The organism is Pseudoalteromonas sp. TB64 (assembly GCF_000498095.1).
Lineage (GTDB): Bacteria > Pseudomonadota > Gammaproteobacteria > Enterobacterales > Alteromonadaceae > Pseudoalteromonas.
This window is the reverse complement of record NZ_AUTQ01000227.1, coordinates 1-13,433: the sequence shown is the minus strand read 5'-3', so window position 1 is coordinate 13,433 and position 13,433 is coordinate 1. Positions and strand designations below refer to the sequence as shown.

10 protein-coding genes and 3 pseudogenes are annotated in these 13,433 nt (G+C 39.2%); 11 read left to right on the top strand and 2 right to left on the bottom strand.

Annotated features, from left to right (window positions below; translation table 11 throughout):
• The 7 genes and pseudogenes from L647_RS0119025 to L647_RS0118995 all read left to right on the top strand — a co-directional run.
• Nucleotides 1-907: carboxyl transferase domain-containing protein (locus L647_RS0119025; protein WP_024612443.1), on the top strand; the 907-nt coding region annotated here is incomplete at its 5' end.
• 12 nt (nucleotides 908-919) lie between these two features.
• A complete protein-coding gene (locus tag L647_RS0119020) occupies nucleotides 920-1,690 on the top strand; it encodes an enoyl-CoA hydratase/isomerase family protein (RefSeq protein ID WP_024612442.1) in 771 nt (256 codons plus the stop codon).
• 8 nt (nucleotides 1,691-1,698) lie between these two features.
• Nucleotides 1,699-3,734, top strand: a pseudogene (locus L647_RS01000000124605) (acetyl/propionyl/methylcrotonyl-CoA carboxylase subunit alpha).
• On the top strand, nucleotides 3,734-4,630 hold the full coding sequence (locus L647_RS0119010) for a hydroxymethylglutaryl-CoA lyase (RefSeq protein ID WP_024612441.1): 897 nt from the start codon (nucleotides 3,734-3,736) through the stop codon (nucleotides 4,628-4,630). Before L647_RS01000000124605 ends, L647_RS0119010 begins: the two are co-directional and overlap by 1 nt.
• Before the next feature lie 63 nt (nucleotides 4,631-4,693).
• Nucleotides 4,694-5,376 (top strand): annotated as a pseudogene (locus L647_RS01000000124600) (CoA transferase subunit A).
• Between the two features lie 14 nt (nucleotides 5,377-5,390).
• A complete protein-coding gene (locus L647_RS0119000) occupies nucleotides 5,391-6,047 on the top strand; it encodes a CoA transferase subunit B (RefSeq protein WP_007376577.1) in 657 nt (218 codons plus the stop codon).
• A 342-nt stretch (nucleotides 6,048-6,389) separates the two neighbouring features.
• A complete protein-coding gene (locus tag L647_RS0118995; protein ID WP_024612440.1) occupies nucleotides 6,390-7,271 on the top strand; it encodes a LysR family transcriptional regulator in 882 nt (293 codons plus the stop codon).
• Nucleotides 7,272-8,058: 787 nt separating this feature from the next.
• Here L647_RS0118995 and L647_RS0118990 read toward each other — a convergent pair.
• Nucleotides 8,059-8,835: an amino acid ABC transporter substrate-binding protein gene (locus L647_RS0118990; RefSeq protein WP_024612439.1), complete on the bottom strand. Its 777-nt coding sequence runs from the start codon at nucleotides 8,833-8,835 to the stop codon at nucleotides 8,059-8,061.
• A gap of 137 nt (nucleotides 8,836-8,972) precedes the next feature.
• Entirely contained in the window at nucleotides 8,973-10,262 is a 1,290-nt protein-coding gene (gene msrA / locus L647_RS0118985; RefSeq protein ID WP_024612438.1) for a peptide-methionine (S)-S-oxide reductase MsrA, read from the bottom strand.
• Between the two features lie 313 nt (nucleotides 10,263-10,575).
• On the opposite strand from msrA, the pseudogene pxpB reads away from it, so the two are divergent.
• The 4 genes and pseudogenes from pxpB to L647_RS0118965 form a co-directional block, all read left to right on the top strand.
• Nucleotides 10,576-11,236, top strand: a pseudogene (pxpB, locus tag L647_RS01000000124595) (5-oxoprolinase subunit PxpB).
• Nucleotides 11,229-12,158, top strand: a complete 930-nt coding sequence (locus tag L647_RS0118975; RefSeq protein ID WP_024612437.1) for a biotin-dependent carboxyltransferase family protein — start codon at nucleotides 11,229-11,231, stop codon at nucleotides 12,156-12,158. The pseudogene pxpB and the gene L647_RS0118975 overlap by 8 nt, the downstream one beginning before the upstream one ends.
• Nucleotides 12,159-12,175: 17 nt before the next feature.
• On the top strand, nucleotides 12,176-12,886 hold the full coding sequence (locus L647_RS0118970; protein ID WP_024612436.1) for a DUF969 domain-containing protein: 711 nt from the start codon (nucleotides 12,176-12,178) through the stop codon (nucleotides 12,884-12,886).
• Nucleotides 12,883-13,433, top strand: a 551-nt coding sequence (locus L647_RS0118965) for a DUF979 family protein (RefSeq protein WP_024612435.1), incomplete at its 3' end; no start/stop codon positions are given. The genes L647_RS0118970 and L647_RS0118965, both read left to right, overlap by 4 nt.

Here is a 13,433-nt window from a genome sequence, read left to right as displayed (position 1 = left end):
CTGTAAAGTGTCGGGTGTTGCCGATCACTACGCTGAAAATGATGCTCATGCGCTGTCTATTGCGCGCCAATGTATTGAGCGCATTAACTACACACGCCCTACTGCGCCGTTACTTAAACAAGAGCTAGAAGATGTAAAACCACCGCGTTACGATATTAACGAGCTTTACGGCATTGTAGGCACCGACCTTAAAAAGCCGTTTGATGTACGCGAAGTAATAGCGCGCACTGTAGATGACTCATCATTTGATGAATTTAAACGCTATTTTGGTGAAACGTTAGTCACCGGTTTTGCCAGCATTTATGGCAACCCCGTTGGCATAGTGGCTAATAACGGTATTTTATTTAGTGAGTCGGCGCAAAAAGGCGCGCACTTTATTCAGCTGTGTGCTCAGCGCAATATTCCTTTAGTGTTTTTACAAAATATTACCGGCTTTATGGTGGGTAAAAAATACGAAGCCGAAGGCATTGCAAAGCACGGCGCTAAAATGGTGATGGCGGTTTCGTGTGCTGATGTACCTAAATTTACAGTACTTATTGGCGGCTCTTACGGCGCAGGTAACTACGGAATGTGTGGTCGTGCATTTGAACCAACCATGATGTGGATGTGGCCTAATGCCCGTATTTCGGTCATGGGCGGCGAACAAGCAGCGGGTGTAATGGCGCAAGTTAAACAAGATGGTTTAGCACGCAAAGGTCAAAGCATGAGCGAGCAAGAAATCAGCGACTTTAAAAAGCCAATTATTGACCAGTACGAAGAGCAAGGTCATCCGTATTACGCCAGCGCACGCTTGTGGGATGACGGTATTATAGACCCTGCCGACACGCGTAATGTATTAGGTCTTGCGTTAACAGCTGCGAATAACGCACCAAAACGTGATTCGAAATTTGGCGTATTTAGAATGTAACCGGAGCGCAAAATGTCAGTAACACTACAAATAACAAAATCTAATGTGGCTGTACTTGTGTTAAGCCGCCCAGAAAAAAGAAACGCATTTAACAGTGAAGTAATACACGAGCTGATCCAGTGTATTGAACATGCAAATACGCTTGATATTCGTGCTTTGGTTTTAAAAACAGAAGGTAAACACTTTTCAGCCGGTGCTGATTTAGCTTGGATGAAATCGATGGCGGATAACAACTATGCCGATAACCTAGCTGATTCAATGCAATTAGCTAAATTAATGCAGGTATTAGCAAGATCCCTTCACCCTACAATTTGCGCTGTGCAAGGTGCTGCTTTTGGTGGTGCTCTGGGTTTAATAGCCTGTTGCGACATAGCCCTTAGTAAAGACGATGCACAATTTTGTTTAAGCGAAGTAAAGCTTGGTCTTATTCCAGCAGTTATTAGTCCATACGTCATTAAAGCCATTGGTGAGCGCGCTGCTCGCAGGTACTTTTTAACGGCTGAAGTGTTTGATGCACATACTGCTAAACAACTTGGTTTAATTCATCAAGTAACCGGTAATTTAGACTGTGCGGTCGATAATATGCTGCAAACACTAATTGATAACGGACCTGTTGCAGTAAAAGCTGCTAAAGCATTAATTAACGATGTAGCAAATAAACCAATAACCGATGAACTCATTGAGCTTACCGCAGAGCGTATTGCAAAAATTCGCGTATCTGAAGAAGGTCAAGAAGGGCTAACTGCTTTTTTTGATAAACGCCCACCCGCTTGGCAACTGTAGGATTGATTATGAACACACAACGATTACAAAAAATACTGATTGCCAATCGTGGAGAAATTGCGTGTCGAGTAATGCGCACTGCAAAACAAATGGGCTTAACCACGGTCGCGGTTTATTCTGATGCAGACAAACATGCTCAACACGTAAAAATGGCCGACGAGGCTTACCATATTGGTGCTGCACCAAGTAAAGATTCGTATTTAGTAGCAGACAAAATTTTACAAGTTGCCAAAGACTGCGGCGCTGATTGTATTCATCCAGGGTATGGTTTTTTATCTGAAAACAGCGAATTTGCTAAAGCCTGCGAAGCTAACAACATTGCGTTTGTAGGACCACCAGCAAGTAGCATTGAAGCTATGGGGTCTAAAACCCGCGCTAAAGAAATAATGGCAGNGCTGCTAACGTGCCGTTAGTACCAGGTTATTATGGCGATAAACAAGATCCTGCTTTTTTACAAAGTGAAGCTGAAAAAATTGGCTACCCTGTACTAATTAAAGCCGCCTTTGGTGGCGGTGGTAAAGGCATGCGCGTTGTACAAAATGCCAAACAATTTATGAGTGCACTTGAGGGCGCACAACGTGAAGCGATTGCCGGTTTTGGTAACGATTTAGTATTGCTTGAGCGCTACGTAAACCAGCCTCGCCATGTTGAAGTGCAAGTATTTGCGGATAACCATGGTAACTGTGTTTATTTAGGCGATCGTGATTGTTCTTTGCAACGTCGTCATCAAAAAGTAATTGAAGAAGCCCCTGCTCCGGGTTTATCTGACGAACTACGCAAAGAAATGGGCGAAGCGGCTGTACGTTGTGCATTGGCTATAAATTATAGAGGTGCAGGTACGGTTGAGTTTTTACTGTGTGGCGATGAATTTTTCTTTATGGAAATGAATACGCGCCTTCAAGTAGAACACCCAGTGACCGAAATGGTTACCGGTGTAGATTTAGTCAATTGGCAAATTAATATTGCGGGTGGGCAAACACTGCCACTGACACAAAGCGATATTCAATTGCAGGGTCATAGCTTTGAAGCGCGTATATACGCAGAAGATCCAGCTAACGACTTTATCCCGTGCTCTGGCACTATTGAAGCGCTACATACACCCCTTAACAGCGAATTTGTACGCATTGATACAGGCATTGCACAAGGCGACGAAATTAGCCCGTTTTACGATCCGATGATTGCAAAACTTATTGTGCACGACGACAATCGCGAACAAGCCTTGAGCCGTTTACAACACGCCCTTGAGCAATTTCATTTAGCGGGTTTTAGCACTAACATTGGCTTTTTACATAACTTAGCAAGCCACCCTACGTTTAAACAAGGTGCGCCAAGTACACACTTTATTGCAGAGCAAGGCGACTCGTTAGTTGCGGTTGATAAATCGTTATTACAAGCAAGCCAACTTATTGGTGCTTTTGCATATTTAGAATCGTTAACTAGCACCCAAAATGCGCCAAGCAGTGCAAGCCCTTGGCAACAACTGAGTGGTTTTACACTCAATGCACCACAAGTAATTAAAATCCCTTTTGCCGATTTACAGCTAAGCGCTATAAAAACGACAGCGGGCTATAGTATTACGCATAACGAGCACGTATTTAACCTACAAGGCACATTAAATAATAATCTTTGCAGTGTATTTATTAATGGCGAAAAACATACCGCGCATGTAACTACGGTAGGTAATAATACTGTTGGCAATAGTACCTTGAGCAATAGTACCGTGACCAATATTGTCACTGTTATGAATAAAGCACTGCAAACTAAGCTTGAACTAGTTGATAAACATTATATTAGTTCGCACGAAAGCGAAGCACTGCCACTTGCCGCGCCGCTTAATGGCACGGTAGTTAAGCACTTAATCGACATTGGTAGCACAATTACCAAAGGTGATGCGGTTGTTATTATTGAAGCCATGAAAATGGAATACACGCTTAACGCACCGCATGACGGAATTTTAAAAAGCTACTGTTTTGGTGAAGGCGAATTAGTAACGCATGGCGCTCTACTTGCGATAGTAGAAGATACGACTGAGGAAGGTGCATAATGAGTGCATTTCCAAGTAAAGTTCGTATTGTTGAAGTTGGCGCACGAGACGGCTTACAAAACGAAAAAACAGTAAGCACAGCCGATAAAGTAGCACTTATTAACGCCTTAAGTGCTGCTGGCTTAAAAGATATTGAAGCTGGCGCGTTTGTGTCACCCAAATGGGTGCCGCAAATGGCAGACTCAGCTGATGTAATATCAGCCCTTAATTTACCCGATGTAAATTTAAGCGCCCTTACACCGAATTTAAAAGGCGCACATGCAGCGCATGCTGTCGGCATTAAAGAGTTTGCTATATTTACCGCTGCAAGTGAGTCGTTTTGTCAAAAAAACATAAACTGCTCAATAGATCAAAGTATTGAACGATTTAGCGAAGTAATGGCGTTTGCTAAAGCGAATAACATTCGCGTACGTGGTTATGTAAGCTGTGTGCTAGGTTGCCCTTATGAGGGTGAAATTAACCCGCAAGCAGTACTGAGTGTATCGCAAAAGCTGTTAGATTTAGGATGTTACGAAGTAAGCCTTGGCGATACCATTGGTGTTGGCACCGCTAAAAAAGTAACGCAGTTAATAGAGTTACTTTTAACGCACATTGATAAAACCAAACTTGCCGTGCATTTTCATGATACTTACGGTCAAGCGCTCACAAATATTTACGCAGCCTTAAGCCTAGGTATAGCAACGGTTGACGCGGCAGTCGCAGGCCTTGGTGGCTGTCCTTATGCTAAGGGTGCGTCAGGAAATGTTGCCACCGAAGATGTAGTTTACTTACTGCAAGGGCTTGGCATTGAACACGGAATTGATTTACAAAGGTTAAGTGAGGCTGGCTGGGAGATAACCAAAGCACTTGGTAAGCAACCTGTGAGCAAAGTATCTGTGGCACTGCACACTAAATAGCTATCTTATAAAATGATGATTCGAGATAGTTAACAACAAATAGCACACAATGAGGAGAGACTCATGGCCGGTTTTGATAAGGTAGTTTATAGCTACGAAGCTGCAATGGAAGGATTAAAAGACGGCGATACTATTATTGCCGGAGGTTTTGGTTTATGTGGTATTCCAGAGGGTTTAATTAAACAAATTAAGCACATGCAAACAAAAGACTTAACCGTGGTATCTAATAACTGTGGTGTTGATGACTTTGGTTTAGGTATTTTATTACAAGACAAACAAATTAAAAAAGTGATTGCCTCATACGTTGGCGAAAATGCCCTATTTGAGCAGCAGTTATTAAGTGGTGAAATTGACGTAGAGCTTACACCTCAAGGCACACTTGCTGAAAAAATGCGAGCTGGCGGCGCGGGNCCGCCACCGGTTACGGTACTCCTGTGGCTGAGGGTAAAGACGTAAAAGAATTTAATGGTCGCCCGTATATTTTAGAAGAGTCTATAACAGGTGAATTTGCCATAGTAAAAGCATGGAAAGCCGATCGTTACGGTAATTTAGTGTTTAGACACACCGCAATGAACTTTAATCCAATGGCGGCAACGGCTGGCAAAATTACCGTTGCCGAAGTAGAAGAGATTGTAGAGCCGGGTGAGCTTGAGCCAAGCCAAATTCATACCCCAGGTATTTTTATAAATCGCGTTATTAAAGGCAGCTTTGAAAAACGCATTGAACGTGTAACAACACGAGATTAAGCAGGAGCATAATTATGGCATTATCACGTGAACAAGTTGCAATGCGCGTTGCACAAGAACTACAAGATGGTTACTACGTTAATTTGGGCATAGGAATTCCGACACTCGTCGCAAACTATGTACCGGATGATATTGAAGTTATGTTACAGTCCGAAAATGGTCTTTTAGGTATGGGTCCATACCCGACTAAAGCAGAGCTAGATGCCGATATGATAAACGCGGGTAAAGAAACCGTGACAGCTGCTAAAGGTGCAGCCATATTTAATAGTGCGGATAGTTTTGCCATGATACGGGGTGGTCATGTAGACTTAACTGTTCTGGGTGCATTTGAAGTTGACCAGAACGGTAACATCGCATCGTGGATGATCCCTAAAAAGCTAATTAAAGGCATGGGCGGCGCGATGGATTTAGTCGCTGGCGCAAAAAATATTATTGTTACTATGACTCATGCTAGCAAGCATGGTGATTCTAAACTATTAGAGGCATGCTCTTTACCGCTTACAGGCGTTAATTGCGTTAAAAAAATAGTGACAGACTTAGCCGTACTAGAAGTGAAAGACGGCGCATTTCATCTATTAGAACGCGCTCCTGGTGTATCAGTTGATGAAATTATTAGTAAAACAGCAGGTAAACTACTTGTTGATGGTGAAGTACCAGAAATGGTTTTTTAGTTACTTTTAAAAAGTTTAATTAAAATATCGCTTTACCTTGTACCGACCTCATTCCCAGTGCCAATGGCGCTGAGTTACCCAAAATCCCTCTTACGAGGGATTTTTTTTATCTTTTTCTTTATTTTTTGGTCTTATTCATACATCTGTAGTAAATTATTATCTATAATAAGTGAATATTTAGATAGTCAGTATCTAGAGCTTTTGCACTACATTGTTGTTATCATGCACCACTTTTGTGAACTTGCTCTATAAATATTATTAACTAATTGATATTATTAGTTTTAATAACTGGTTCGATTATTGCCTATAGTAGGCGTCTCAAATAACTTTATATTGGAAAACATGCAAACTCCTATTCGTGGCCTTCGCTCTTTTTGCTTTGCAGCAAGAAGCCTAAGTTTTAAGCATGCAGCTAACGAGCTGTACTTAACTCCGTCTGCGGTAAGCCATCAAATTAAACAATTAGAAGAACAACTTGGCATTGAACTTTTTCAGCGTAAAACTCGCTCAATTAGTTTAACTACGGCCGGAAAAAACTTCTTTGATGCTATATCTCCAATAATTAGCACCTTAGAGGGCACCATTAATGAATTTAGTCAGATGCAGCAAAATACAAACTTGACGATAACGTTACCTGAGTTTTTTGCTAGTGAATTACTTATGCCTAGATTGCGTGAATGGACGTCAGAACATCCTAATATCAATTTGCAAATGGACACGCTTAAAACACGTAAAGAATTAACGCGCCATAGTGATTTATCAATCGTTTTATCATCAAGTAAGCCCACTGAAGGGTTAACAACTGAGTTGTTTAATTTAGAGTATATTCCGGCTTGTAACGAAAAATTGCTCGTTCAATGGAAAGATGATCACCGTAAAGCGCTTAATCAAGTCCCGCTTATTTTGCATAAAGCTCGCCCATGGGCATGGCATCAATGGGCTGAAAAGTCAGGAATAGATGATTTTTCTCCAACACAAATTATTCAAATTGACAGCATGTTTGGTGTAGCTAGAGCTGCACAACAAGGCATGGGAATAGCATTAATCCCATTACCGATAAGCCAGAGTTGGTTAGATGAAAAATGGTTATTTAAACTGTTTGAACAACCACTAACAACGAAAGATAAATACTATTTAGTACAGCATGAAGCAAGTGAGCCAAACCACCCTCTTGATATATTTGCTAAATGGGTTGTAAGTACATTTAGAAAAATACAAGACTGATCCCCTCTTTATTGTGGGCGAACCAATACTTAATAACTAATTATGTATTGTACAACTAATTCGCCCTAACATTATTTATACCTAACGTTTTTAAAACAAACCCACCAACTTTATTTATATTTATAAAAATCAAGAGTTTAAAAAGCCAACCTAGACTAAAGTCTATAGTTTAGTTTTTTTCACTTATTAGATTCGTTTTTATCGTTTGTCGAAAATGCGCTAACGATTTAAAGTAAATTCATCGGATACGCAAGCAGCAAAACTTGATTTATTTAATAAAACGCCAAGTTAATAAATGCAATTATTTGGGTTGTTAAGCTCATATAGCGTAAGAAAAAATCTTTATATTGTGTGTGAAGATGTTGTCAGTGTGAAAAGCAGTTCAGGTTAGGTGGTGACTTGATTTGAACTGTTTTTATTTTCGCTACAATCCACGTAATATTATTAATAAAGCTACAAGTATTAAAGTAGCAAACTATATCTTTATATTGTGTGTGAAGATGTTGTCAGTGTGAAAAGCGGTTCAAGTTAGGTGGTGACTTGGCTTGAACTGTTTTTATTACTTACTAACACCCATATAATATTAAATTGCCTGAGTTAAAGGCAGAAACAGAATCTTTATATTGTGTGTGAAGATGTTGTCAGTGTGAAAAATGGTTCAAGTTAGGTGGTGACTTAGCTTGGACTGTTTTTATTATTAAGACATAACTGCGTAATACATATTTAATACAATTTAAATATCTCATATAAAAAGCCCCGTAAGCTAATACTTACGGGGCTTTTTTAGTTAATTTTTTATATGATATTGTTGCTTTAATTTGTTAATTTGAATTTTATGAGAAACTAAAAACTGATCAAACTTCTTAACTATCCCAGGATACTCAATAGACGATAATGAAAATGTTTGTAGATCGACAGACAATTGGTTTTGAAAATAAACGGGTCGGATTAATTTAAAGTATTTAACGATATTATAATCAAGTACGTCGTTGGATATATAAATGCACTTTACGCGTTCTTTCAAAAGTAACTCAATTAATTCCATCACATTGGCTGTTTCTATTAACTCTATTTTTTTACTGTACATTAGTGATTTAAAGCTTTGCGGTGTAAACCCTCTTACCGTGGCAAAACTCACACACTCACTAATAGTAATTTTTTTATTTAAGCTTGCAATACCCGTTTTGGTTTCAACTATAGGCCGTGAATAAATAATATCATTAACATCCATAAATGAAGCTTTATAACTTGGTTTCCATTTAGGGTTGTCTGGGTATTTAAAATCAACATGGCGGTGTTCTATAAACTCTTTGTAAAGACGGTTAATAGGCAATGCATAAAACTCAAGTTCAAACTCGTGCTGCTGCGCAAACAAAGTAAGTAATTTTTCGCTAAAACCATAATAGTCAGCCTTATCGATACCGCTGCCGTCATAATATGGGAGATATTCAATGTTCTCAACACCCACTACATAGTGAGTAGCCGACCTTGCATTGCACATAAAGAGCAGCATAACGACAGAGAAATACATAAACTGCTTTAGTATTTTTTCTAATTGATTCATTTACAACCTAAATTAAATAATGTGTGTGATAGTTGTCGAGATGAATTTTAACAAGTTTGCAACGATTTTCATAAACCTATTTTGTTTTATGCAAAAAAAAGCCTGATTAAAAAATCAGGCTTAACTAGATTATTGGCTTAGCTTTTGTCTCTTGGTACAAAATCTAATACGGTTGCATTTATACAGTAACGATCACGACCTCTTGGACCTTCACCAGGAAATAGATGACCTAAGTGAATACCGGTGCTTTTTGAACGAAGCTCTATTCGAGTCATACCCCAACTGCTGTCGTCGTGCTGAGTAACGCTGTCTTTTACTGGATGTGTAAATGAAAGCCACCCTGTTCCAGAGTTAAATCTATCACTTGTATCAAACAGTTTTTCTCCACTTAATTTATCTACAAAAGTACCATCGGGTGTATTTTTAAACTCTTTGTACTCTTTGCAATAAGGTCTATCTGTTCGCGCATCAAATGCTACTTTATAAGCATCGCTGTTACCTAGCTTAAATGCACCTAACGATTTATAAAACTCTTCAGGCGTTGCATAACCTTGTCTGCCATATACTTCAACACCATTTTCTAAAAATAGAATGGTCGGTGTTGCCCACGTTGCCGACTTAATTGTTAAACCTTTAAGCTGATCCGCATGACGAAATGTCATTGGTATAGTGCCTTTATAGTCATTTGCTACTGCCTTTTTAAACTTTTCACAGTATGGGCAATAATCACGTGAGTCTAATACCACTATTTGTTTACCTGTTAATAAAGCAGCGTTATCAACTTTTTCTACTGGCATTTTATTAAAAACCACACCAGTTGAATGATCTGGACAGTACCCTTTAGGATTTTTTTCCAAATAATTTTGATGATATTCCTCAGCCGAATAAAAGGCTTCTAGAGGTTTGATCGTTGTTTCTATTTTTCCATAGCTTGCGCTCGTTAATAGCTGCTGATACTCAGATTTAACTTTTTCTGCTACTTGCGCTTGCTTTTGCGTTGTTGTTAAAACAATTGAGCGATATTGTGTTCCAACATCGTTACCTTGGCGATTTTTTTGCGTAGGATCATGGCTTTCAAAGTAACTTTTTAAAAGCTCTTCAGCTGAAATAATATTACTGTTGTACATCACCTGTACAACCTCAGCGTAGTTGTTATCGTCAAATCGACGAGATTGATCGGTAATGTTACGGTATGTGGCTTTAAAGCCATTTCCATCAGCGTAACCCGACTCTGCATCTATAACACCATTTAGTGCTTCGTAGTGCTTTTCGGCTCCCCAAAAACAACCTGAACCAAGTACAATAGTCTCTACATGCATGGTTGCTTCTACATTGCTGTGTTCTACTTTTTCCATAGATAAAGCAAAACTGCCAGCGCTAAATAAAATAGCAGCGCCCGATAAATAAAATAATTGCTGGTGTTTCATAAAATACCTCTTAAACAAGTGCGTGCTAATTAAGACCTAACTATCTTAATTTTCATTTCAACCTAATTACTTATTTAGTACGAAATTAATCTTATAAGGTTTATTTTTAGATAGCTTTTGATCAATTTGGGGGGGATTTTTACATTCAAAGATTAAATTTAAGGAAAGCTTGTTCAAATAAACTAATGTTTATGCTCATTAATTTACAATAAGCAGATTAATAAACAAAACATACTTAACTTAGTCGCAATGGTGTCATTTATTTAATAAAACTATGTTAGGTTTGAGGTATCTAGTCTTAATAGGTTTATATATGAACCCTGCGCCTCAAACTTATGCATTAAGCAATAATAGTTTACTGCTTGATGCATCGCATTTAGATACAAATAATATATTAGCTATTCAAAAAAGAATTTGGGCTTTAGCTAGTCACTGTAAAAACAGTGGTGAATTTATTGATTTAGTTCCGGCAATGAACTCGCTAACTCTTTATTTAAAATCAGAAAAACATTTAAATAAATGGCTGAAAACCTTACCAACGCTCTGGGATGATATTGCAAGTAACTCCTTTACAGGCAAACATCACTTAATTGAAACCACATACAATGGTGAAGATCTCAATTATGTAGCTAATTATCATAATTTAAGTGTGGCTGAAGTTATTAAGCTTCATAGTAAAACGCATTATCATGTTTTATTTTTAGGGTTTCAGCCTGGTTTTGCTTATTTGTATGGCTTAGACGAGCAATTACATACACCAAGGCGCGATGAACCGCGTATTAAAGTCCCTAAAGGCTCTGTTGCTATTGGCGCAGCGCAAACAGGNCCCTGCCGATACACCGGGTGGCTGGCATATAATAGGTCATACAGATATATCTCTGTTTGATTCGACCTCTGAACAACCTTGTTTAATTCAACCAGGCGACACGCTTGAATTTGTTCCTATTAATATAAAGGGGGCTACTCATGATTAAAGTACTCAAAAGTGGTGTACAACTTACCATTCAAGATTTTGGCCGCGCTGGTTACCGCCATTTAGGTGTAAGTAAAACGGGTAGCTTAGACCCCTATGCACAAATAATTGCTAACCGGTTACTTAACAACAATGACAGCGATGCCGTTTTAGAAATAACGGTTGGTTTGTGCGAACTTGAATTTACCTGCGATACAGTTGTTGCCCTTTACGGCGCTGATTTACAGGCAAAGCTTGACGGAAAAGCAATTTACCCAGGCTGGACTTATGCAATAAAAAGCAAACAAGTGCTTAGCTTTGCAACCGGTAGAGCTGGCTTAAGAGCTTATTTAGCGATTAAAGGCGGCGTACAATGCAATGAAATTATGGGGTCTAAATCTACAGATTTAAACGCGTGCTTTGGCGGTCTACATGGGCGAGCTCTTATTAATAATGATGAAATACCTATTACGCCCTATCAACAAGAATTTGTTGAAGTAGGTGCTATTCCTCTTCCGCAACGCAAACTTATACGTTTACACCCAAGTCCTCACGTTAACCTGTTAGGTCAGTCGCTACTTAATACCTTTGCATCAACAACATTTAAAGTCAGCACTAACAGCAATCGTATGGGAGTAAGGCTTGAGCACAATAAAAATAACTTGGTGCACTGTCACTCTTTACCGTCGATGGGTGTAAGCCCTGGGAGCATTCAGTTACCACCAAATGGTGAGCCAATTGTGCTGCTTAATGATGGGCAAACAACTGGAGGTTATCCGCTTTTAGGAACCGTTATTGAAGCCGACCTACATCAATTCGCTCAATTTAGACCTTTAGATACGGTCGAATTTGAATTCGTTACTTTTGAACAGGCAACTAAAGCTAAGCAAAAACTTGATGGACATTTACATCAATTAAGCCTTGCACTTAAAAATAACCTATAAAAATAAATAGGAAAACTATGTTCGATTTAAACTATTGGCCACTTATTGGTATACCGGTTGTGGTGGTTGGTTTTGCCTTGAGGTTTAACCCTTTATTAGTTGTTACATTTGCAGGACTAGCAACGGGTTGGGCGGTTAACCTCGATTTTATTACGCTACTGCAAACCTTTGGCGAAAAGTTTATGAACTCGCGTCAACTTGCAAGCTTTGTATTAATTTTGCCTGTTATAGCTCTGCTTGAGCGTTATGGATTACAACAACGCGCGCGTGATTGGATTTCACAAATTAAAACAGCCACCAGCGCACGTATTTTAACATTTTATTTTATTGTTAGAGAATGCTCTGCGGCTCTAGGATTACTCTCCTTAGGTGGGCAAGCTCAAACCGTACGCCCCCTTTTAGCGCCTATGGCATTGGGAGCGGCAACAAACAAATACGGCGAACTTCCAAAACCCGTAAAAGATATGATTAGCGCTCATGCTGCAGCAGTAGATAATATTGCGATGTTTTTTGGCGAGGATATATTTATTGCCTTTGGTGCGGTACTGCTTATGGACGCATTTTTAAAAGAAAATGGTATTGCAGGCATAGAGCCTCTTCATATTGGTTTATGGGCTATTCCGACAGCTATAAGCGCATTAATTATTCATTTATTTAGATTAGCTCGTCTGGAAAGCAAAATAGCCAAAGCGATTGAAAAATACAACGCTGTGGAGTCTTCAGTATGAGTAAGTTAATCGACACCGATGTAACTCAATCAACCACTGCCATTGTCACTATTGAAAACGTTTATTTACTTATAGGCGTTATGGTAATGTTTTTAGTTGTACGAACGTTGCAAGACAAGCAACACCCTAAAAAGTTAACAACCGCCCTATTTTGGTTTTTATTTGGTAGCAGTTTTTTATTCGGTGATTTATCGATTGCTCTATTTGGTGCGCCAATGACTTATTTAATAGTTGGCATAAGTATTATAGTCATTGCGCTACTGGCGGGCTGTAATTTAGTGTCAATGGGAAGCTATTCAGTACTAACTGATGAGCAGCAAACTAAATCATCAAAACGATTGGGTAATAAGCTCTTTATACCGGCATTAATGATACCCGTAGTAACCGTAATATTTACTGTATTACTCGATGGCGTAGCTATTAATGATTTATATTTACTTGATCAACGTCACTTAACGCTCGCTTCACTTACGATAGCTTGTTTGCTGGCGTTATTAGTAGGTTGGAAAATCACGGGAGGAAGCCCAGTCGAGGCTGTTAGCGAATC